Below are 26,925 nucleotides of genomic sequence, written 5' to 3'. Positions count from 1 at the left end.
AACCAAACACTCTTAAACGTAAAGGGAAGCAGCAAAGTAAGAGCTGTATATTCAAATTCGGATGCTCTGCAAAACAATAACTACTTTATATACGGAGATAATAATAAAAAAGATACATTCCAAGAAACAAAAATAGGAACTCAAAAATATCATCTTTTAAAGAGAACTTTTGCATATAATAAAATCGGAACAGGAAATGATAGCATCTTTTTCACATTTGAAACAAATCGCACAAAAATAGATACTACCTATAAACTACTCCTTTCTCAAAACGATACTACTCTTTCTGCTAACCTTGTTTCTATCAAAGCTAATAGATTAGGAAATGATTCTCTTATAACATATAAACTTATTCCAACTCCCAATTCTTACGGAGTATTCAGTATAGGCAAATTATTAAAAAAACAAACTCTTACTTTTGTGAATATTCCTTCCGTAAAAACTTACGGAGATGCTCCTATTACTAATCTCAACGTATCTTCTACAGGTCTACCCGTTTCTACTATTATAGCTTTAGATACAAACATAGTATCTATAAGCCCTCCCAAAGGAACTGCTGTAGACTATACCTTGAAAATAAAAAAGAATGGAACAGTGACCATACTTGGTATTCAAACAGGTAGTACCGTGTATGCTTCTGATACAATAAAAGCAACTATTACTATTCAAAAAGCCCGTCTTTCTATTTCCGTAGACGATAAAACACGTTTTGTAAGAGTAAATAATCCTATTCTGACTTATACTTATGCAGGATTTAAAAATAACGATATAGACACAATATTAGCCATAAAACCAACGATAAGTACAAATGCTACTTTCTTGAGTCCTATTGGAACATATAGTATAACATTAGATACCACAAATTCTTATACAAACCCTTACTATACTTTTGTTCTTTCTAAAAGCACGGGAACTCTTACTATATCAGATATTACCAGATCACCCGGAGGAGTCGGTATTATTGGAAATTCAGGATCAGATGTAATATTATGGTTAGATGGAAGAGATATAACACCTCTCCAATCTATAAGTACATGGACAGATAAATCAGGACGAAGCAATAATGCAACGGGAACATCTACCCCGACTTCTAATAATAGAATAACCGGAGGAGTTAATTTTACAAGTTCTTCATCTCATGTCCTTACTCTCTCTACTTTTAATGGAATACCATTAGGAACATCCAATAAGAGTATGTTTATAGCAGTAAAAGGAACTATTACAAATAACAAGAAAGTATCCGTAGAATACGGCAATGCTGCAACTACTCCCGTAGCATTCGGAATGGGACAAACAGGCGGTAAATATAACTATTTTTCAAAAACCCAAAATATAGCAGACAATAACTCTCCTCTTATTGCAACAGATCAAAATGCAGTACTTTCGTCCACTGTTTTCAATAAAAATATACTATTTTCTGTTAATGGAAATACAAATAGAATAAGCACCTACAGAGCCGACACTACTATAGCAACAGGAGCTTCTTTTAGATTTAAAATAGGAGAAAGTGTTAGCACCTCTAACCTTGCCCGATGGGATGGAACTATTTATGAAATCATAATGTATAATCGTGCTATTGGAAATAATGCTACCTCATCCGCTGAACAAAATATCCTTTGGAATTACCTTGCTGCTAAATATAATACAGCTCTTACTTCTAACGTAGATATATACCAAATGGATAACAGCACCAAAGGAAATTTTGATTATAACGTAGTAGGAGTCGGAAAAGAAGCAATAGATAGCGTTACTGATGCGAGAGGGACAAACTCCGTTCGTGTAAATAATATTTTAAATATTCAAAATGGAGAATATTTCTTCTGGGGCGATAGCTCTCTGATATCTACAACAGATGCAATAGGAACAAGCTCTGTAACCTTAGGAAATAAATATTACCAACTGTCTCAAAAAAATCATGGCTTTCAACATAAAGGAAGTATAGATTCTCTCACTCTCAATATCTACTCTCAAATAGATTCTCTCAATTCCCGATATAAATTATTAATAAGATATAATAACGAAAGTGATGATAGCGTAAAAGTAATAAGTGCTAAAAATAATGAAACAAATATAGATACGGTTAATAACATTATATCTTACAGAATAGCACCAAAACCTAATTCTTTCGGAGTATTTACTATCGGAAAAGAGTATGATGCTCAAATAATCACCTTTGATTCAATCTCTCCAAAAACTTTTGGAATGACACAATTTAAAATAACTGCTACTTCCAATTCCGCACTTCCCGTATATTTCAGCAGTAGTAACACAAATATTGTCAAAATAAGAGGAACAAATACACCACAAGATTCTCTCATAATCCAAAACGCCGGAACTACTGTCATAACTGCATTTAATACAGGAAATGCAACTGTTAGACCAGGGTATACAAAACGAACTCTTATAATAAAAAAAAATACACCTTCTATAACATTTAACCTTCCATCTTCTAAAACTTTTGGAGATACTCCTATCAAACTCACCGCCTCTATTACAGCCAATCCATCTTCTATACAGGATACCATTCTACGTGTAAAATATATAAGTTCTAATACAAGCATAGCACAAATAATACAATCTCATACCACAGATACTCTCAAAATTATAGGAACCGGAACCGTACAGATAACCGCATATAACATATCTTATACAAATTATGACTCTACTGCTGTTATCAGAATAATGACTATAAGCAAAAATAGACCAACTATTATATTAAACACCCCCGATACGGTTACTTTCGGAACTGCTCCCATAAATTTACAAACCACATCTCTTCTAACCAATCCATCCATGCAGAATAATGGACTTACTATTTCTTATTCTACCTCCAAAACAATAGCAGAAATTTTAAGAAATACTACTAAAAAAAGAGATAGTATTTTCATAAAGGGAATAGGGTTATTCAAACTCACTGCCCGTATTACAGAAAATTCAAATTATGACACAGCGAGTGCCACAAAAAATATATTTGTAAAAAAATATACCCCAACTATAGCATTCTCTCTTCCTCAAAAAACCTACGGCGATGTTTCATTTCCTCTCACTGCTTCTATAAGCTCCGATACGCTGCAGACAAATACAGTATCTAATAATAATGGATTTGCTGTCTTATACAGTTCTTCCTCTACCCTTATCCAAATAAGAACCATATCAGGACAATTTCAAAAAGTAGATTCTATCAAAATACTGTCCGCAGGAACTTGTCTTGTTACCGCATACTACATAGGAGATAGCAATATTATTAGCACCAGTACTCAGAAAATATTAACCATCCATAAAAAACAACAAACAATACCAGACGCAAATGGAATACCCTCTTTTGTAAATATATTTCTAAAACCAGGTGTAAACTATACTATTCCTCGCTTTACTAATGCAGGATTAAGAGTAAAATATGTTACAAACCCTTCTATTCAAGGAAACATATCTATTACTAAAGACAGCGTAGTTCATACTATCAGTTTAGGAACAGTAACTATTACAGCGTATAATACAGGAAATCAAAATTATGATTCTATTGCACGTTCACAAGTTCTTGTTGTCCAAAATGGAAACTTCCAAAGTATAAGTTTTGCACCACTCCCTATAAAAACATTCGGAGATAGAACATGGAAATTAACTGCTTTCTCAGTAGATTCAACCAATACAATACTACCAATAGCAGATTTTCCTATAACATATTCCAGTGGGGATACAACAATCGCAAAAATAATAACCGTAGATAGTATTCAAATACTAAAAGCAGGCACCGTATACATTACAGCAAATCAAAGTGGAAACAATATTTATAATCCTGCTACAGCTATTACCCGAATATTTACTATTCACAAAGCAGGGCAAACCATTCAATTTACTTCTATACCATTACTCTATACTTTTGGAGATAATAATATACCCCTCTCTGCCTCTGCTTCTTCTCCTTTGTCCGTCTCTTTCCGTTCTTCTAACACTCATATTGCTTCTATTTTCAGGAATAATAATAAAGACAGTATCCAAATAAGAGGTAATGGAATCGTAATAATATCTGCTTTTCATACAGGAGACGAAAATTATATACTTTCCGATACTATCAGACAAATACTGACCATCAGCAAAAAATCAGTAGTATTCAGCTTTGGAATATTACCGAACAAAACTATCGGAGATCCTACATTTAAAATTACTACCGTAAGCATAAATCCATCTCTTTCGCTTACCTATACGAGCAGCTCTTCCATTGTTTCTATAAGTAATGACAGCATACATATTATAAAATCAGGAACAACTATCATCACCGCTTCCTACAATGGAGGAGATAACTACAATCCCGCTTCATCATCTTTCAACCAACCCTTAGTTATTTTCAAAAAATCCCAATCCATACATTTCCCTAATCTTTTACATAAAACTTATGGAGATAATGCATTTCTACTCCAAGCGACCTCATCATCATCTCTCCCCATAAGATTCACAAGTTCTCATCCCGAAAGATCTCTCATAACTACAAATAACTTTGGAACCCCTTCCCAAACAGATTCTCTACAAATAACAGAAATAGGAACCGTAAACATCACTGCTTCCGTAGATGGCACAGATGATTTTTATGCCGCTACCCCTGAAATCCGAACTTTTTCCATAAGCAAAGCAAATCAAACAATTACTCTCACAAATATTCCTGTATTAACTTACGGAAATAATAATAATATATTCACACTATCCGCAATTACTCAATATTCCCATATTACAAAACCTACCGGATTACCTCTTATATATAGCAGTAGCAATACTTTAGTAGGAAATATTATAAACACAAACCATCTCCAAATACTATCCATAGGAACTACCCTGATAACTGTAACCCAAACAGGCAATACCAATGTATCGGCAGCAAATTCTGTTTCTCAAATAGTAACCATAGTTCCACGGGTATTATCACTTTCTTTTGCTACTATAAATAACAGAACATTTGGTGATAATAATAATATTATCACTTTCAATGCTCTCTCCTCCGCTCAGCTACCTATTACATATTCATCATCAAATACGAATATAGTATTTTCAAATGATTCTACATATATAAACACCGCAGCAGGGGTTACAAGTGTGAATGCAACCATTTTGAATGCAGGAATATTTACAATATATGCTACTCATAACGGAGGAAATAATTATGACCCCTCCTCCCAAACAGTTTCTCATACATTTACTGTATCTAAAAACTCACAAAGTATAAATATCGCATTCATTCCTCAAAAAACCTTTGAAGATGCACCCTTCATAATAAACGCAAATCTTACATCTCCTAATAATTATAATGCTTCGCTCCCTATAATTTTCTCATCTGCAAACACCTCAGTATTAAGAATCGGTGCGGATACCATTCGTATATTAGGAGCAGGTACGGCAAGTATAACTGCTATCCAAACAGGTAATGCAAACTATGCATCTGCAACACCACTTGTATACACAATGAATATTCTTAGAAAAACACTCACCCTGGCTTTCTTAGATATACGAAAAACCTATGGAGACAATCCTTTTATCCTTCAATCTACAGCTAACTCATCACTCCTAAAGGTTGTATACTCCAGCCATAATACCCTTATCGCTTCTATAAACACCGATACTGTGAAAATAAAACAAGCAGGCACAGTAAATATTACCGCTCTTATATCAGGTGATCCAACTAACTATGCAAATTCCGTTTCTCTTACTCAAATATTAACTATTGACACTGCTATCCAAACTATTGTATTTCCCGCACTCGCTCATAAAAACCCTTTTGACCCTGATTTTATTATACCAGCTACTACTACCTCCGGACTCAAAATAATGTTCTCCATTTCTAATACAGACATAGCAAGATTCATAAACGACTCTACTCTAACCCTTGTAGACCCCGGAACCGTAACCATAACAGCTACTCAAACAGGAAACCATAACTATAAAGCTGCTCCCCCCGTATACCGAACCCTTGTAGTAAATAATAGATTATCAAATGTTATAGATTTTACCTTCCCAACAAGCTTTGTTTATGGAGATGGATTAAAAATACTCAATGCAACTGCCAGTTCTTCTCTTACTGTAACTTACTCCAATGCTAATACCCAAGTAATCAGAATTATAAATAACAACGGTAATTTTATTCAAATTTTATCCGCTGGAACTACCACCATAACGGCTATTCAAACAGGAAACTCTCAGTATAACGCTGCAATACCTGTTACAAGAACTCTTACTATCAACAAAGCAATCCTTACCGTTACCATTCCAAACATATCTCGCATTTATGGAAATAAAACACCATCATCAAACCCCTCTATTACCTATAATGGATTTAAAACTATCAACGGAATTACAGATAACAATTCTGCCATCACCACTACTCCTACAATAACATACGCCGATTCTACCCTTGAAGTAGGTACTTATAACGACTCTGTCAGAGTATCAGATGCCAGAGCAACGAATTATGAATTCTATTATATACCTTCTGACCTCACTATAACAAAACGAAACCTGACCCTTACTCCTGATAATAAAACAAAAGAATTTAACGAAGAAAACCCTCTATTTACTATCCAATACAATACCATCAACCCTTTCGATTCCCTCAAACTATCCGCTTTAGGTAGATTACCACAAGCACATTCTACCGCTATAAAAACATCTCCAATAGGAAATTATTCTATTACCATAGATACTACAGAAACCAAACTCAATAAAAATTATATCCTTACTCTCAATACAGCTCCATTTACTATAACCCCTAAAATAATTCATAATAACCTTGTTCTATGGCTTGATGGAAGAGATATAAACGCAAACAAAACGAATGCTTCCTATCAAATCGCTACTTGGAAAGATAAATCAGGAAAATATAATGACGCAACCCAAACCATATTTTCTAAAACCCCAACAGCTCTCCTCTCAAATCAAAATGATGGAGGACTTATTTTTAACGCATCGGAAGAACAATTCTATAATTTTGGCTCCACAGATATACCAACAGGAACGAATCCCAAATCAGTGTTTATCGTTACCTCTAACAATACCAATAACGGAAATCAAATAGCACTTTCTTGGGGAAGCACTTCCACAGGAAACAATATCAACATTGGCAAAATCAATAATAACTATGCATTTTTTAGCAATTCTCAAACAATATCTACTAATGCCACCAGTTCTAACAATACTCTTCTTTCAGTAATCAATAACGTAGTAAAAATTAATAATGATATAAACAATGCACAAATACTCAGCACATCTCCCGCAGCGAACGGTGCTTATAAACTAGGGAACAGCTCCATCAACGGAAATTCAGAATATTGGAACGGGAACCTGAAAGAAGTCCTTATTTACAACAAAACCCTCAATACTACTGAAGATATAATCATTCAAAATTATCTATCCGCAAAATATAACATCCCTCTAACATCCCAAGATATATATACTATGGATAACCCTGCAAACGGTAACTACGATTACAATGTTACAGGTATAGGAAAAACAGATAATAGCAATTATGTATCCGAAGCATCCCCAATAGATATTTTAAAAATTACAAACCCCATAGGATTAGAAGACAATGAATACTTCCTTGCAGGAGATAACGATTCATCAGCAACGCTCTCTTCCTATAATCTTACTATACAAACTAAAAACTACAATCCTTTCAAAAGAAAATGGGCATTTAATCACATCGGAAATATAGATTCTGTAACCCTTACTTTCTCTGCGAATTCTTTTAATGGGGATACCTTAAAACTCCTTTTAAATACATCAAATGTATTTGATAATACTACTCAGATAATAAACCCATTATTCTATTCAAATGAAAAAGTAACCTATAAAGTAAAAATAGGATCTCAATCCAATGGATACTTTACCTTAGCCGCAAGTAGAAGTAAAACAGCCCAAGTAATAACATATAATCAAATAACCCAAACAAAAGAGTATGCAGACGCTGACTTTATTATAAATGCCTCCGCAACCGGAAGCACATTCACCCCCGTAACTATAAGAAGCTTAGATACTACTCTTTTGAAATTAACAATGAGCGGCGCCACAGGAATATACAATGCTCAAATAAAAGGCGTAGGAATAGTCACTATTATAGCAGAAAAAGAAGGATACCAAACATACGACCACGCATTACCCGTATATAAAACAATTACCATAAACAAAGCACGAGCTACTATAAACTTAACACAAACCCCAATAAAAATATATGGAGATACTGCATTCGCAAATACGTTTAATCTCAATGCCTTCCAATTTAATGGACTCAAAACAGGTGAAACACCACAAAATATTCTTGTACAATATCCTACCGTAAAAGTAAAACAAGGAATAAACTTCAACGCAGGACTCAAACTCAATGCTCTTACTATTGCTAACGCCAAAGCAAATAACTATACCTTTGATTATAGAGAAGGAAATATAAAAATAGAACGTGCTACTCTCATCGCCACACCTCAAAGTAAAGCAGTTGTTATTGAAAACACTATTCCTACTATTCCAATAATATACCAAGGATTTGTAAATAATGAAACAGAATCTAACCTCAATACAAAACCACAAATCCAAATAGGAACTCCCAATATTATCGGAAATCATTCCATAACATTGGATACAACAGATGCTAACGCATCCATTTCAGGAAATAACTATAAAATCATTCCTCAAACAGGAACACTATCAATAGTAGAATCAAAAGGACCAGCAGGAATAGGAGCAATAAACTCATCCGTTCCCGATATAACTCTTTGGTTAGACGCAAATAGCATTGATAAAAATAATGCAAATACTACTCTATCCTTATGGAATGATAAATCTGGACAGAATAATAACGCACAAACAAGCAGAGGAACTATAACATTCACATTCCCAAATAAAAATTCACCTTCTCTCACATTTGACGGAACAAGTGGAATGACCTTTGGGAAAACAAACATTCCTACCAAACTACAACAAAGAACTATAATTGCTGTAGGAAACACCGATTTAGGAACTCGCTACATACTATCCATTGGAAATAGCACTACCCAGAAAAATTTTGCAATAGGAAAAGATGCACAAAATTTTTATGCTTTCTTATCAGGAAATAACTATAAAAAAATATCTTCCTCAAATAATACATCAACTACCGATATAATGTCTGTCGTGAGTATCCCGAATAACAATACAAATAAAGTATCTTTTAAAGTAGGAGGAAGAATACATAATTTCCAAGCTGATACTGTATCCATAGATTCTACTTCTCATGAATTTTTATCCATAGGATATGATGCCTCTAATAATTCTAAATATTGGAACGGCTCTATAAATGAAATTATAATATTTAATAGAACTCTCAGCACAGTAGAACAAATAATTCTATCTAACTACCTATCTGCAAAATACAACACTACTCTTTCTCAAAATAACTACTATACTCAAGATGAAATAACAAATGGATTTGATTATAATGTATCGGGTATAGGACAAGAAGCAGATGGAACTATTACTTCCGCAAAAGGAACAGGCATACTAAAAATTTCTCATCCACTAGGATTAGATGTAAATGGAGAATATTTTATCTGGGGGGATAATGATTCTCTAAACCTCTTTACAGATACACTTATTACAAACGGTGCAAGATTCAGCACTATCCAAAAGAAATGGTCATTTAATCAAAGAAATAGTGCAGGACCAAGTGCAAATGCTATTGACTCCCTCACCCTTACTTTTTACCTAACAAATACTACTACCCAACACCTCTTGATCATAAGTCCAAATAGAAACATGACCAATGCTGTGGAAATCTCTCCTAAAAATGTTCTTTCTGATAAAATTATTTTTAGAATAAAACCAAATACCTCAACAGGATTCTTCACTATTGCCAGCAGAGCAAATGCTACTCCACAAAGAATAACTATGAATATTCCTCCTATTTACTACGCCCAAGGAGAAATAAACCTGAATACATACATAACATCATCTTCCACAACCCCAATTACCTATATTTCCAGCAACACACAAGTCGCATCGGTAAATGGAAATACGCTTATCATAAAAAAAATAGGAACTATTTCTCTCATTGCACAACAAAATGCTGTTGATAATATACTTGCTTACGGATCCGCACAACAATCCATAACTATTAACAAATCCTCTCTTTCTATAACTATAGCTCCTATAAGCAGATCTTTTGGAACTACAGATACGATTTCTTTCAAACCATCAAACCTGAGTATAAATGGTTTGAAAACAGGACACACTTATGATAGCATTGACTTCTCTTCACCCATATCTCTTATTCCTATCCCTAAAACCATACCTATTGGAATATACGATACCATAAAACTTTCAGGTGGAGCTTCTTCTCGTTACAATTTTGTATACAATACAGGAAGATTAACAGTAACCCAAGCAACTGTTTTTGCAAAAGCCGATAGAAAAACAAAAACTGTATATCAAGAAAACCCTCTATTTACCATATCCTATAAAGGATTTATAACACCCGATGATCAAAATATCTATACTCTCAAACCTACTGCCACCATATCTACTACCCCTAATTCCATAGGAAAATACCCCATCACAGTAGATACAACAGGCGTTAATACTCGCAATAAAAATTATGTCATAATCCCTATCCATGACACCCTCTATGTAGAAAATCCTAATGGACCTGCAGGAATCGGCATTGTAAATGGACAAGAAACAGATGTAGTCCTTTGGTTAGACGGAAGAGACGTAAGTACTCCAAACCCAACAGCAGGCACGGTTGTTCAAACATGGAAAGATAAATCTAATAGAAATAATAATGCAATTCAATCTTCTACTTCTAATAGAGGTATATTTGTTGGAACACAGCCAAATAAAGGAGGTATCTATTTCAACGGAACAAATACCTATTACACCTTCGGAAATAACAGAATCCCATTCTATCAAGAAAGCAGAACTCTCATCACCGTTGCAAGTGACAGCGCTACTACCAACAATACAGCGTATATTATTTCTTACGGAGAAAAAAATAACCAAACCTCTTTCGGAATAGGAAAAAATACAAGCGATAAGTATACCCTATTTGCGAATAATAATACAAGTGCTTCTTCCTCTACCGCTCTCAATACTCCTACTATAACTGCCGCACTTTACAACAATGATTCTCTCTTATTCTCCATTAATAACACCTCTCCACTTTTCACACGTATAGATTCTACCCCTCATAATATATTCAGAATCGGTGCAAATTCTGAAATAACCCAAGGATCTCTCTGGAAAGGAACTATTCATGAAATAATTCTCTATAATAGAAAAATAAATACCGTAGAACACAATATTCTTACGAATTATCTCGCAGCTAAATATAATATAACTCTCACCCCAACGGTAGACTTATATACTCTAGATAATCCCGCTTTAGGAGATTTTGACCTCAATGTGGCAGGTATCGGAAAAATTTCTTCCCAAGAAAAAGTAACAGAAGCCCAAGGAACAGGTATACTCAAAATAAGATACAACAGCGAACCAACCAATAACTCTTATTTTATATGGGGAGATAATAACACAGGAACCTCTTCCTTTAGCGGTACAAGAGTAGATAGCGTGAACCATATCTATAATCCTCATAGATTATTAACAAGAGTATTTGCATACCAACATACAGGAAACATAGGAGAACTTACTTTGAACTTCGCTCTCTCAAATCTAGAAAACCCTTCTAAGTACAGTATGATCATTGCAGATAATAAAAATTTTAATAATGTAACCGTCATCAATCCAACCGCTAACTCTCATACCAACCAATTAGAATTTGTATTTACCCCAAGCACAACTATTGGATACTTTACCATTGGTTATAAAGTAAATACACAAACCATAACTTTTGCCATTACGAATAAAACTTATGGAGACCCTTCTTTTGTCTTAAATGCAACTGCCTCCTCTTTACTTCCCCTAAAATACAGCAGCTCTAACACACAAATAGCTCAAATAAGCGGATCTACAGTTATTATAAGAAATGCAGGAACAACATCTCTTGTTGCTTATCAAACCGGAAACAACATCTACGATGCTGCTCCTCCTATATCTCTTATTTTTACAGTATCCCAACAAAACCAAAATATACAATTTACATTAGCAAATAAAACATACAGAGATGCTCCATTTGTTATAGTGGCTACAAATAGTTCTACACTACCACTCTCTTACTCAAGTGCAAATACGAAGATAGATATAACCGGAAATACTATAACTATTTTGGAAGCAGGCACGACCTCCGTAACCATATACCAAACAGGAAATCAAAATTATAACCCCGCCTCTGTTACTCAAAATATTACTATTCACAGAGCATCACAATCTATAACCTTTGATACAACCTATGTTTTTGGTAGAAATGACACATCTCTTATATTTAATCCCGCAATTACCACCTCGGGATTACCTATAACATACTCATCTACAAATACAGGATTTACTATTATCGCTGCTGGAACTGTCACCCTTTCCTCCACAGCAAGAACCTTATTTGCATCCGGTGGCACGGTTTCTATAATTGCAAATCAAAGCGGAAATATAAATTATCAAGCAGCGAATACAGTCACCTACCCAATAAGCATCAACCTCCAAAAATCTTCTCAACAAATTACTACCACTTATCCTACCGAAACTACTATAGGGGTACCATTTACAATTACAGCTACCTCAACATCATTATTACCCGTATCTTTTAGCAGCAGCAATACAAATGTAAGTATAATAAGCAATACTGTTACTATTACCGCAGCGGGAACAAGTAAAACAATACAAATAACAGCATTTGAAACAGGAAATGCTAATTATTTCCCCGCAAGTATCACAAAAACCATATCTATAAATAAAGCAAATCAAACTATTATATTTACAAATCCCAATGTTTTTTTAGGTGATGCTCCTCTGAAATTAACTTATACAATTATCCCATCAGGAACAGTATCTTTTACCAGCTCTAATACTTCCGTAGCTTCTATAAAAGGCAACGATACTCTTGTAATGAAAGGAATAGGAAATACCACACTTACCGCAACGAACAATGGAAATTCAGAATATACTTCTTTGTATAATACATTTGTTATTCAAGTAAAACCAAGTATTACTAATGGAATAAATACAACAGTTGTAGATAATACAAAACGCTTTGCACCTATACCATCTTCACCCGCAGAAGGAAGTATATTACTCAACCAAACATCCGTATATGTAAATTCAATAGGAACTATATATACCGCTTTCCAAGACGGTAACGGCACCGCAGCAATACGAACATTAGAAAATAACGAATGGAAATACGTAGGTTCAAAATCGTTTTCCACAGCTTCACTTTCTTCCATAACTTTTGCTACAAATATATCCATCGCAGCTGACTCTGCCAATAATATATACACAAGTTTCCAAGATGCCTCAGAAAACAATAATATCACTGCAATGAAGTACGACGGAAATGAATGGAACGTATTAGGAAATAGGGGAGAGATACCAACAACAGGGAGAAATATTACCACCTACCACAAAGGAAAACCATATATATTTACAAACACAGGAACCAAATTATATCTCTATTTTTATAACACATCGCAAAACAAATGGGATACTATAAGAAGCATATCAAAAGACGGAAATAACATAGACATAACAATATCTGAACAAGATACAGCGTACGCCTCTCTCATAGATAACACAGGACTTAATATTTATAAAATAACTATACAGAATACCACTACAGGATGGGAAAATATAGGAAACATATCTACAAATGCTCTCTATACTTCTATTGCTGTTGCACCTAATGGTGATGTTTTTGTCGCTTTCAAAGAAACAGGAACAATCCAAAAATTGAGAGTAAAAAAATATAGCAAAAATATATGGACAGACTTAGGAAATAGTACATTCCAAGGAATAGCAGGAATCGTATGGAACAGTGCAGGAGCATCAGACCCATCAGGATGCCAATCTAACATATCCGAAAAACCAACTCTTGTGTTAGATAGAGATACCATACCGCACATAGTATTCAGAACAAATTCCCCATGTGGAATCGGAACAGATAACTTAATATATTACAGTAAATTTGATATAAATACAAATGCATGGAACACTCCTATTCCCATCTCATCAGGCATTTCATCCGATGCATCTCTCTCTGTAAATGTAAATAAAGAACCAATGATTGCATCTATATCTCGTAATTTTGCAAATACTCTCAGAGTTCAAACTATTAAAAATAATATCGTTTCAGACGTTACACCCGCTCCAGTACTCATAAAATCTACTGAACATTCATTAGGTATAGATAAAATCAATAACGTACCTTACCTATCTATTAGAAAAACAAATGGTTCTATATCTCTTTTAAAATACCAAGGACAATCTTTTGTAGATATAGGAAACGCAGGGGTAGGCACTAACTCTCTTATGAATCTTGATAATAATGGAAATCCATATATTGCTTACGTAGATGGAACGAATAAAGCAAATCTCAAAAAATATAATAAAATTACACAAACATGGGAAACCATCTTGAACTCTTCTTCCTTACCCGATAATATTAATTATATCCATTTTGCAATTGATAAATACGATACCCTCTATGTTTCTTTCCGAAAAATAACAGATAATGCTACTTATATAATAAAAAACAAAGGAACAAACTGGGTGAACTTAGGAACATCTATTACGAACTCCTATGGAAAACTGTCTTTTGATCACGATAATATACCTTATATTACTGTAAATAACGCGAGCTCGCTGAAAACATACAGATATCAAAATAATACATGGATAAGTGTAGGAGTTGTCGGCACAACTCTCACTTCCGGAAATGTAAGCTCCCCAATAATTTTTGGACCAGATAATATACCTTACATAGCATATCTTAATAACATATCCTCTCTCATTACAAAATATTATAACGGAAGCACATGGAACGACTTAGGAACACAAGGATTTGGAACCAGTTCTTACCCTCATATACTCATAGATAATGAAGGAATTATCTACAAATCCGCAATAGAAAACAACATACCACAAGTATGGATATATAAAAATAATATATGGAATACCATAGCACCATCTCCTTATAATCTCACTACAAACCACCTCACATCTACTATTGATAATACAGGATCAATATTTATATCCGCAGAAACAGGAACTACACCTAATGACGTTATACAAAGCTATACATACTCTGTCAATAAAAACTACCAAACCATATCAGAATTCTATGTAACTTCTCCTAAAAAATATACAGACAGCTCATTTGCTCTTAATGCACAAAGTTCTGCCCATCTTCCTATAAACTATATATCTTCTAATACATCTATTGTCAAAATACAAGGTACAACCGCTTCTATCGTAGGAACAGGAAAAGTATTCATAACAGCAACCCAAAATGGAAACGCAGAAACATACAAAACACAAATATCAATACCACTCACTATCCAAAAAGCAAACCAAACCATACATTATACCCCTACTACTCTCATCTATAGCAAAACCAAATATAAACTAAATACCATCACTGCTACTTCTTATTTACCTATTTCTCAATATGTATCCCACGACACAACAATCGTTTCTTTCATTCAAGATACCTTGGTAATAAAAGGAGCAGGAACAGTATCTATGACCGTATCCCAATCAGGAAATGAAAATTACAATCCTACTACTCAAACCTTTGTGATAACTATTCATAAAGCAAATCAAACTATCACAAACCTAAAAGATACTCTATTACAATACGCAGAAAGAAAAAAAATAAAACTAACCCCTTCTATAAACTCAGAACTCTCTGCTCGCTACAATATATCTAACTCTGCTGTCCTAGAACAAATACAGAACACAGATTCATTCCGTATCGTAGGAGCAGGCACTGCTCAGATAATAGTTTCTCAACCAGGAAACGCAAAATATAATCCCGCAACTCCTGTATCTATAAACCTAAGAGTGATACATGCAATCCAAACTATTAGTTTTAACCTTACCCCTCTCAATAGAACGGTAAATACTAAATTCAAACTTATAGCATCCGCATCATCATTGCTCCCCATTGCTTTCACAAGCTCTCATAGCCAAGTCGCTACCGTATTCAATGATTCCATTACTATTATTGGAAACGGAACTACTACTATCACCGCTTCCCAACCAGGAAATTATGCCTATTCACCAGCCCTTCCCATAGAACATATTCTGACCATATCAAGAATAAACCAAACTATAAATGGTTTGGTAAACATAACGACTTCTTCTACCGCACCTAATACTATAATACATGCATCCGCCTCTTCAGGACTTATAATTACATACACAAGCAGAAATACAAATCTCGCTACCATTCAAGGAAATGCCATCGTTCAAAAACAATTAGGAGCAATCGGCTCTGTCAATTCTACTACCATTGTAGCGTACCAAGCAGGGAATAGTACTTACAACCCTACTTCTGACTCTCTTATTATTACTGTTACGAACGACGGACCCAATCCACTATCTACACAAACACTTACATTTAATAATATAGATACACTACAAAGATATGGAAATCCTGCTTTCATCATATCTGTTACTTCTAACGCTTCTATCCCTACTCATTTTATAAGTTCCAATACAAATCTTATTTATCTTACAACTTCCCAATATATAAACGGAACAGGGATTACTTATACGAATGCCATAATAACAGGAGTTGGAGAAGTTTTGATAACCGCTTCTAACACAGGAAATGCAAACACAAACCCATCTTCTCAAACTATATATATACGAATAGAAAAAGCACCACAAGTAATCACTTTCCCGACAATCGCACCTCAAACATATCAAAATAGATTATTTGTCCTTTCCGCATACTCTTCCGCATCTATTCCTGTTTCTTACATATCATCCGATCCAAGTATAGTTTCTATAGCTCATGATACTGCATTCATAAAAAACACAGGACCCGTAACCATAACCGCACAACAAAATGGAAATCAATTGTATGCATCTGTAGCATTTCCTCAAAATATATTTATCCAAAAAGGAACTCAATCTATAACTTTTGATATTCCACAAAAAACTTTTGGCGACCAACCATTTACACTTACAGCTACTGCTACTTCCTCTCTCCCAATATCTTTCAGAAATAGAAATAACAACATATCTGATATAAATATTATTAATAATGCATATATACTTTCCATACTTTCTGCAGGAATAGATACTATATACGCAGAACAAGCAGGAAATAACGCATATAATTCTACCTCCATATACCAAATACTCTCTCTATCAAAAAAATCACAATCTATCTCATTGAATAGTATTCTTATAAAAACTTTTGGAGACCCATCATTTATCATTACCCAAGCAACCGCTTCCTCCGGATTGCCAATCACATACCAATCCACAGATACAAGAATTATTATAACAAACCAAAATAACGTTCAAATAAATGGAGCATATTCCAATAATTCCAATACTATTACCATAACCGCAACCCAAACAGGAAATCAAAACTACCTCTCTGCTAACTCTATCCCCCTTACACTCACAGTAGTAAAAGCAAACCAATCTATAACTACTACATCCACAATAATTACGAAAATATTTACTCCCAATAAATTTTCTCTCAGCCAATATGCATATTCTACATCAGACCTCCCCATATCTTTCTCATCATCAAATACTATCATAAGCATTATTAAAAGAGATACAGCACAAATACACAGCGTAGGAACCACACAACTATTCGCAATACAATCCGGAAATAATAACTATAACCCTACCCATACGCATATCACTCTCCAAATAGAAAAAGCAAATCAAAGCATTACCTTCCCATCAATCCCTACTAAAAATATATATGACACAAAGTTTAAACTGAACGCCTCCTCTTCCTCTCAACTCCCCGTCACCTTTATAAGCCAAAATACAAATATCGCCCAAATAATAGGACCATCTCAAGATTCCATACAACTCACAGGTATAGAAGGACAAGCAACCATACTTGCTATACAAACAGGCAACTCTAACTACTACCCCGCTTCTTTTCAACCAACTCAAATACTCAACGTTACCTCTTTGAACCCTCAAAATATCATATTCTTACCTTTGAGAGATACAAGTATTGTGGACACTACATTTGTGACCCTATTAAAAATAAAATTACAAGCAAAGGTATATTCTAATAATAATCTTACCGAAAATAACATTACTTACACCTCATCAAATATTAATATTGCTAGAGTATCTAACGACACCCTCATAGTAAATATTCCAGGTTCTGTTACTATTACTGCATACCAATACGGAAATGCCGATTATGCACCAGCTACCCCTGTTGCTCAAAAAATAAATATTCGTAAAATCAACCAATACCTCTCTTTTGATCTATCACCCTACACCCCGTCTCATGATACCACCGTCGCCTACCAATCAAATCTATTCATCAGATTAACCAATAGAAACATAAGCGGAGGAATCTCTTCAAGTCCTATTACCTTAAATAGTAGCAACACATCTGTCGCATCTATTATAAATACATCAGGAAATACCTTTATTAATGTAAAAAGTGTAGGATCTACTATGATAACCGCCTCTCAAAACGGAGATAATATTTATAACCCCGCAAACAGCGTTTCTCGAATACTCAACGTCAGAAAAGGACAACAAAGCATTTCTTTTACAATCCCTAACCCTCTTACCTTTAACCAAGAAAATATCTTTATCAATAATATCCAAACCACATCAGGAGAACCACTTATCTTTTCCATACTCCCCGATAACTCTGTAATAAAAGATTCTACATTTGTAGTAAATGGAAATACATTCACCAACCTAAAAATAAAATCAACAGGAACAACTACACTACATACCTACCAAAGTGGCAATGCATACTATGAATCTGCACGCACACAAACTATTATCACCGTCAATAAAGCATCTCAAACACTTTCTTTCCCCGATTCACTCATAGAAACATTTGGAAATACTCCTTTGTATATCCCCATTTCTTATTCAGGAAATAATATACCTATAGTATATTCTTCTTCCAACACAAGTATAGCACTCATAAACAATTCATCAATAAACATTCTCGGCGCAGGAACTGCTGTCATTAGTGTTTTCAAATCAGGAGATAATAATTACAACCAAACCCAAGGAGAAATAAAATTACGAATAAATAAAGCATCTCAATCTGTATCTCTCCCTCAAACGATATACCAAAATATTGGAGATTCTATCAAAGTAGACACACTTTCTACAGCACAACTCCGTATAAAACACTCTTTCCAACCACAAGATTCCGCACGAATATCTTCTTATAATAAAAATGTTATCAAATTACTTCTCAAACAACCAGGAACAGTAACCATAATCGCAAACCAAACAGGTAATTCTAACTATACCCCAGCGGACTCCGTATATAAAACAATAATTGTAAACAATCTGTCCCTCCAAACAATACAAATAAAAGAAACCCCCACAGGAACTATTGCCATCGATTCCATAGTAAAAACCTATGGTGACGCCAATTTTATACTAAAAGCAAAATCATCAAATACTATTCCATTTACCTGGACCATCTCAAATACCCCTATTGCTGATACTATCAATACTCCAACTGACTCCACAGTAAACATTCGTATAAAATCTGTCGGAAAAACAAACATAATAGCATCTAATACAGGTAACGCAATATATAACCCCGGACTAACATCGATTCCATTTATCGTAAAAAAACAAACACAAACTCTTACAATTACTAAAAATAACGGAACACCAATAGAAGACAGCTTAGTATATACAAACGAGATAGCTTTCACTATAAAAACTAACTCCACAAAATTACTGAACAATATCGTATATTCTGTTTCTAATACCAATGCCGCAAGCATTCAAAACGGAACAAACGGAAGAGCACTCCTCACTATAAAAAATGCAGGAAATATCATCATTACCGCTACCCAACCAGGAAACGACACTATCGCATCAGCATCTATAACACATCTCATAAACGTAAAATACAGACAAACCATCAACTTTCCCACAATCCCAACCCAAATATATGCAAACAAATATAAACTCCAAGCTACAGCCCACGATTCTATATCAGGAGATATAAACACACTTCCTATCAATTATACCTCATCTGATACCCGAATCCAAATAAATAATGACACCATGACTCTACGAGGAACAATACCTTTTGGAACCCTTGCATCTATTACAGCAAACCAAATTGGAAACTCTTCCTATAAATCAGCAACACCCATCACACAATCTTTCTCCATCAATAAAGCAAATCAATACTTTACTAATGATTTCCCTCTCTATAAAGAAACTACATACGCTCCTAATAAAATTATTACACTCGGCGACTCTCTCTCTTCCCAACAATCTGTAATAACATACACTTCTAATAATACAAACTTATTCACCATAGTCAATAGCAATAAAGCACTCCTAAAATCTACCGGAATAACAAGCTTTACCGCACAAGTTCTCCCCTCAGATCTCTATAATGCAATCGCCCCCGTAACTATAAACCTCGACATCAATAAATTAGACCAAACTATACATTTTGTTAATACACCAGCTACACGAAGAATCAGAACCTATAATCCCGATACTATTCACATATACGCAACATCTTCCTCAAAACTCCCTATTACTTTCAATTCTATGAGAAATGATATTATATCCATACAAGGAAATATTGCAAACATTCTTGAAACAGGACAAGACACAATAATAGCAACTTCCATAGGAAATACTTTTTATAACTCAAAAACCCAAAAATATTCTATAACCATAGATAATGGACAACAAACTATATCATTCCCAGGTCCCGATACCCTTATATACGGAGATAACTACACACTCCAAGCAACAGGAGGAATACCACAAACAACCTTCTCTTATACCAGCAGCAACACCGATATTATATCCATAATCAACGGAAAAGCAACCCCACAAAAAATAGGAAGTGCTACCATTACTGCCTTAAAACCAGGAAATAACCAATACGATATGAGCACTCTAACACGAATATTCTTTGTGAAAAAAGCAAACCAAAATATAGCAATAAATGGATACGGACAATTCAATACAAATCCTATATATATAGACAGCATCCAAGCAAATAATACCATCCCAATAGATTATGCAAATACCAACTACTACTATTCTATTTTTGCAAATTCTGACTCAAGTAATGCACCAGATCCAAGAATTAAATCTCTCTTACCCAATATTACTTTCATATCCCTTAACACAAATGTAGCCACCATAACATACCAAAATCAACAACCTATCATAACACTCAAAAGAACAGGAACATTTGCCATTGCACTGGAAAGAAATGGAAACGAATACATAAACCCAGCTACAAGCACCACAATTACTATTACCGTAGATACTATAACAAATGAATCATTATATAAAAATAGTACAGTAATAACAGGATTCTCTAATAGCACAAGAGAATATAGCCCTGAATATACTTTCTTCCCAACAGGAACTCTCACACCACCAAACTTAAATTACTCCTTTGTTTCCTCAAATGACTCAGTAATACAAGTACTATCTAACAAAGACTATTACACCTCTATTCGAGAACTAAAAATAAAAGGAATAGGAACTGCCTCTATATCTATCTTTTATAATGGAGACAATAACTACTATAGATCTCCCATATATACAATGAATATAACTGTAGATAGCGCAAACCAAAACCTAACTTTCCGCCAAATACCATCAACACAGTACCAATACGGACAAGGAAATGTAGATATAGCACAAGGATTTATTACCTCAAATTCCACTCTACCAATAAGATTCTCAAGCTCTAATACCTATGTAGCAGATACAATTACATTGTTTGGAAAACAATACATTACAATTAAAAATACAGGAACATCACAAATAACAGCATTCCAATACGGAAATCAATATTATAAAAATTCTATACCGCGATCCCAAATCTTAACCATTAATAAAGTAAACCAAAACATTGCCCTATCCCAAACAACAACCACTTTTACATATAAAAAAGATTCTCTGTTCAACCTTCTCTTTAATAAATATGGAAACACACTGAGTAATATCCCCATTTCTTATTCCAGCTCCGATACCAAAATTGTAACCATTATAAACATGAACGGAGAACAAAAAGGATCTATCAAAGGAATAGGTTCTATAACCCTAACCGCATGGATACATTCTGATACCAACTTTAACGCTTCTAATATACTCACGAGAACTATAAATATACTCCCTGTAAAACAAACAGTATCCTTTGTTATACCCGATAAAGTCACTTTTGCAAAAATAGATTCTACCCAAATCAATATCACAAACATAAAAACACTGTATCTAAACCTACTCCCAACAGAAGTATCTACTCAAAGAAATGTCTCTTTCACAGCACAAAATACAAATATCATAAGAATATTAGAAATCAATAACCAATGGATAGCAGAACCTCAAAATACAGGAACCGTAAACATAAGAGCTATAACTGAAAGCCCAATTGGAATCCCGCCACATCTAGACACTATAGCCAAAGATAGCACCTTCAGAACTATTATTATTACAAAAGCAAACCAAACTATAAACCCTATTTCTATTACTCATAAAACATTCGGAACAACTGACTCCCTATTCTCCATAGAACCTCAAGCAACCTCTTCTCTACCCATAACCATAACACCTGTCCATCCTACTCTACTACACCCTACAAATACAAATATTATCGCATATAAAACAAACCAAAATACAAACCAATGGACGATAAAACTCATAAGAGCAGGTAATACAGCAATAAAAATAACCCAAACAGGAAATAATAATTATAATAAAACGGACTCAATTATTATACCTTTTGTAATAAATAAAGGAACTCAAACACTTACATTCAATAAAAATACCCCTCAATATAATTATAACAATCTCACCAAACTTGCAAATGTAAAAATAGGTGATACTATTCCTATAAATATATCCGGCGGAAGATCTATAACACCTCTTAGAATCACCTCTTCAAATACACAAGCATATACTCTTATTTCACAAAATGGAAATAACAAAATAATATTCACAACAAAAACCACAAACCAACAACCAATCTCTCTCATTGCAACACAAGATGAGGATGATAACTTCTTAAATGCTATACCAGATACATTAAAATTCGCAGTAAGAGGAAATCAACAAACTATTACTTTTGCTAACATACCTACTATACTCTACGTCAGAGATTCTCTCATAAGAATTCAAGCAACAGGCGGAGGATCTGGAAATAATGTAAGATTTACATCCGCATCTACTAATATACTCGTTATAGATAGCGCTTTATTCGGAAGAAATTGTAACTGTGCATCTATAAGAATGTTATCCATAGGAACTTCTACTATACAAGCAACACAAGTAGGAAACCTAAACTATGATGACGCTACCCCAAAAAACTATATCCTTACCATATCCAAAGGAAATCAAAGAATAGAATTCCCACAAATAGCAGAAAAAACAACAAACTCACCTACTTTTAACCTGAACGCATCCACCAATTCTCTTCTACCTATCAAATATATACTATCCAATGGTGCAGATTCTGCTATCGTATCTCTTAACAACGATGTATTCGGAAATAACGGTATTGTTACCATTAAAAAAATAGGAACTGTGAACATATTGGCAACCCAAACAGGAAACCAAAACTATAATCCCGCAACTTCTATTACAAGACAACTTATAATCAAAAAAGGAACACAAACCCTCACTTTCAAACTCCAAAACTATGCAAATTACACCCCTCCTAATGCCACAGGACTAGATATTATCATAAATAACGATAAAAATAACACAAATAATATTGTAGCATATTCTACAATTACAAATAATAACAGCAACATTATATTCGAAAGCTCTAATACTCAAGTGGCAACTATAATACCTCCTAAAACTATCAGAATTATAGCAGCGGGAACCACTACTCTCAAAGCAAAACATATAGGAAACGAAAATTATGATTCCGCAATATCTGTTTCTCAAACCATCACTATTAATAAAATAAACTCTTCTTTCTCTATTGCTACCAGAAATCTCGTCTTTGGAGAAGCAACCGATACCCTCGTAACTATTGCCCAAAGAGATAATATAACAAACCTGCCATTACAATATTCTATAACTAATACACAAATAGCACAAATCGTTACCCGAAATAATACCCAATACATAAAAGTAAATAAAGCAGGAACAACTACTATCACAGCAACTAGAATAACAACTAATATCTATAACGCACACACAAACACAACCATTCTTACTATTAGTAAAAGTAATAACTATTTCATAAACTTTAACCCTAACTACACCACACAAACAGGATTCCGATACAGTGACACCACCACACTAAAAGCATATACCTCCAGCATACTAATCCCTCTTATATCCAATATACCTATCACTTTTATATCTTCTTCATCTATAGTAAGTATAACCCAAAGTAATGGAAAATACATAGCAAATTTCATAGGAGTCACCCCAACAGGACAATACCTCACACTAATTGCTGTATCCGCAGGAAATGAAAATTATTACCCTAAAACAGCTTCTATTACATGCACAGTTTCTAAAAAAGAACAATCCATAACATTTATAGAAACTCTACCAAGAAACTATGTCTATATTCCAAATCTTACCATTAATATAAATGCTACAGCATCCTCTTCCTTACCCATCACGCTTTCTACTTCAAACACAAGTATAGGTAATCCCATAAATAATACTCAAATCAAAGTATTGCAATTAGGACAAATGAATGTATATATAACCCAAGTGGGAAATGAATTTTACTTACCAAAAACTATAACGCATAGTGTCACAATTAATAGAGGAAACCAAACTATAAACCCATCTTTTACAATCCCTCAAAAAACGTATGGAGACGCTCCATTTATAGTTAACATATCCACAAGCGCAGCAATACCACTATTTTTCAGCTCATCCAGCACAAAAATAAACATACAGAACAATATAAATACAGGAGCTACTATTACCATTAAATCCGCACAACCATCAGGAATATCAATCAGAGCGTATCACCCAGGAAATAACAATTACAGCCCATCATCTAATACCGTAGAAACAACATTATCAGTACTAAAAGCAAACCAATCCATAACATTTAATGCCATTAACCCTACTTTAGTCGGAGACCAAGCAATCGCTTCAGCTAAAGCATCTTCTAAACTTCCCGTTATATTTACCTCTTTAGATAATGGATTAGCACAAGTAGTATTTGATAGTATTATCAATACAACCGCACCAGGAAGCACACTTATACTCGCCTCCCAACCAGGAAATGAAAACTATAATCCCGCACCACAAATATCACAAAACCTACTTATTGTAGATAACCAACTCCTCCCTAATACCATTGTTACAACCATACCTGACACCTTATACGCATCCGAAAACCCATATACTATAGTAGCATATTCTAATAGCTTATTACCACTCAGCTACAGCATTATAAAGCCAACCAACACAAACGATGTGTTTTTAAAACTATCAGGAACACAACCCATTTTATCATGGAACCCTACTTATACCGGATTTGTAACCATTCAAATAACACAACCTGGAAATGCAATCTATAGATTTACACAAATCACTAAAAAAATATTTATATCTCCCCATGAAGATACAAAAGTAGCACAAACAATTGTATTTACACTAGACCCCGCTGTTATAAATGATACTCTCATCCTTATCCCAAAAGAAACTCCAAAAAGAATACCATATAATGTAGCAGCTACATCAGGATTACCCGTAAATATAGAAATACAAGAAGGAAACGACATAATAACACATAACTCTGCAACCAAATCATTCTCCATAAATGGCACAGGAAGAATAATAATCAAACTCACTCAAACGGGAAATGGAATTTATAAATCATCTACCGTATTTAAAATAATAACCGTAAAATCTTATTACACACTCTCTGGAAATATAATAAAATCAGGTGTATCCTCTATTCAAGGCACAATACACCTCATATCTAAAAATCTAGGGTACTCCATAGATTCTGTAAAGATAACAAATGATAATTATGCATTTGCTTTCCATAAAACAGTAAAACCAGGATCCTATTATATAAGATTTACTCCTACCAACCTAAACATCTACATAATTACATACTACGGAGATGTCCCCACTTCTAAAGATGCTACAATAATTAATGTCACAAATGCAGACGTTCCCGATATATTTATAGATGTAATACCTATACCTAAAGGAAATACAGGAAAAGGAATTATTAGCGGAAAAATAACAGCCGCATCCACAGTCATAGTAGATGGAATAAAATACCCATCAGGAAATAATGTGCCAAATGTTCCCGTATATCTATATATAGTAGAAAATACCCCAAACAACAGAACAACAGAAACCATCATAAGAAACACAAAAACATCTGCATCAGGAGCATATATGTTCTCGCAATTAGAAATACCTAAAGTATACAAAGTCCGTGCCGAATTAGTAAATTATATAGAAGAAAAAACACCACCAACTATCAATGCTACCGAAAAAGAAAATAACTTTATTCTACAAATAAACCTTACAGATAATAAAATAGTATACGGACCCGTACAAATAGTAGTAGGTATCAAGAAAAATAATACAGAATATAAAATAACCATATTTCCCAATCCAATTCAAAACTATCTCTCTATAAGCATAACCCCATCAACAGCCGAAATACCCACTACATATAAAATAGTATCCATAGAAGGAAACACTATAATGTCGGGATACTTCTCACAATCTAAAACAATAATTAATACCACCAATATCCAAAAAGGAACATATATATTGACCCTCTACGATAACAACAATCAAATTATTGAAAACATAAAAATTATAAAATAA

General features: G+C 34.1%; 1 protein-coding gene (cut by a window edge). It reads left to right on the top strand.

What is annotated here, in order from left to right:
• Positions 1-26,925 carry the 3' portion of an MBG domain-containing protein gene (locus tag QM536_00025; protein ID MDI9355402.1) on the top strand. Its footprint begins 17,298 nt before the window's first position, so the window shows 26,925 of its 44,223 coding nt (coding positions 17,299-44,223); its start codon lies off the left edge, out of view; its stop codon occupies positions 26,923-26,925.

Source organism: Chitinophagaceae bacterium (assembly GCA_030053935.1).
Lineage (GTDB): Bacteria > Bacteroidota > Bacteroidia > Cytophagales > JASGCU01 > JASGCU01.
This window is presented reverse-complemented; position numbering and strand designations above follow the sequence as displayed.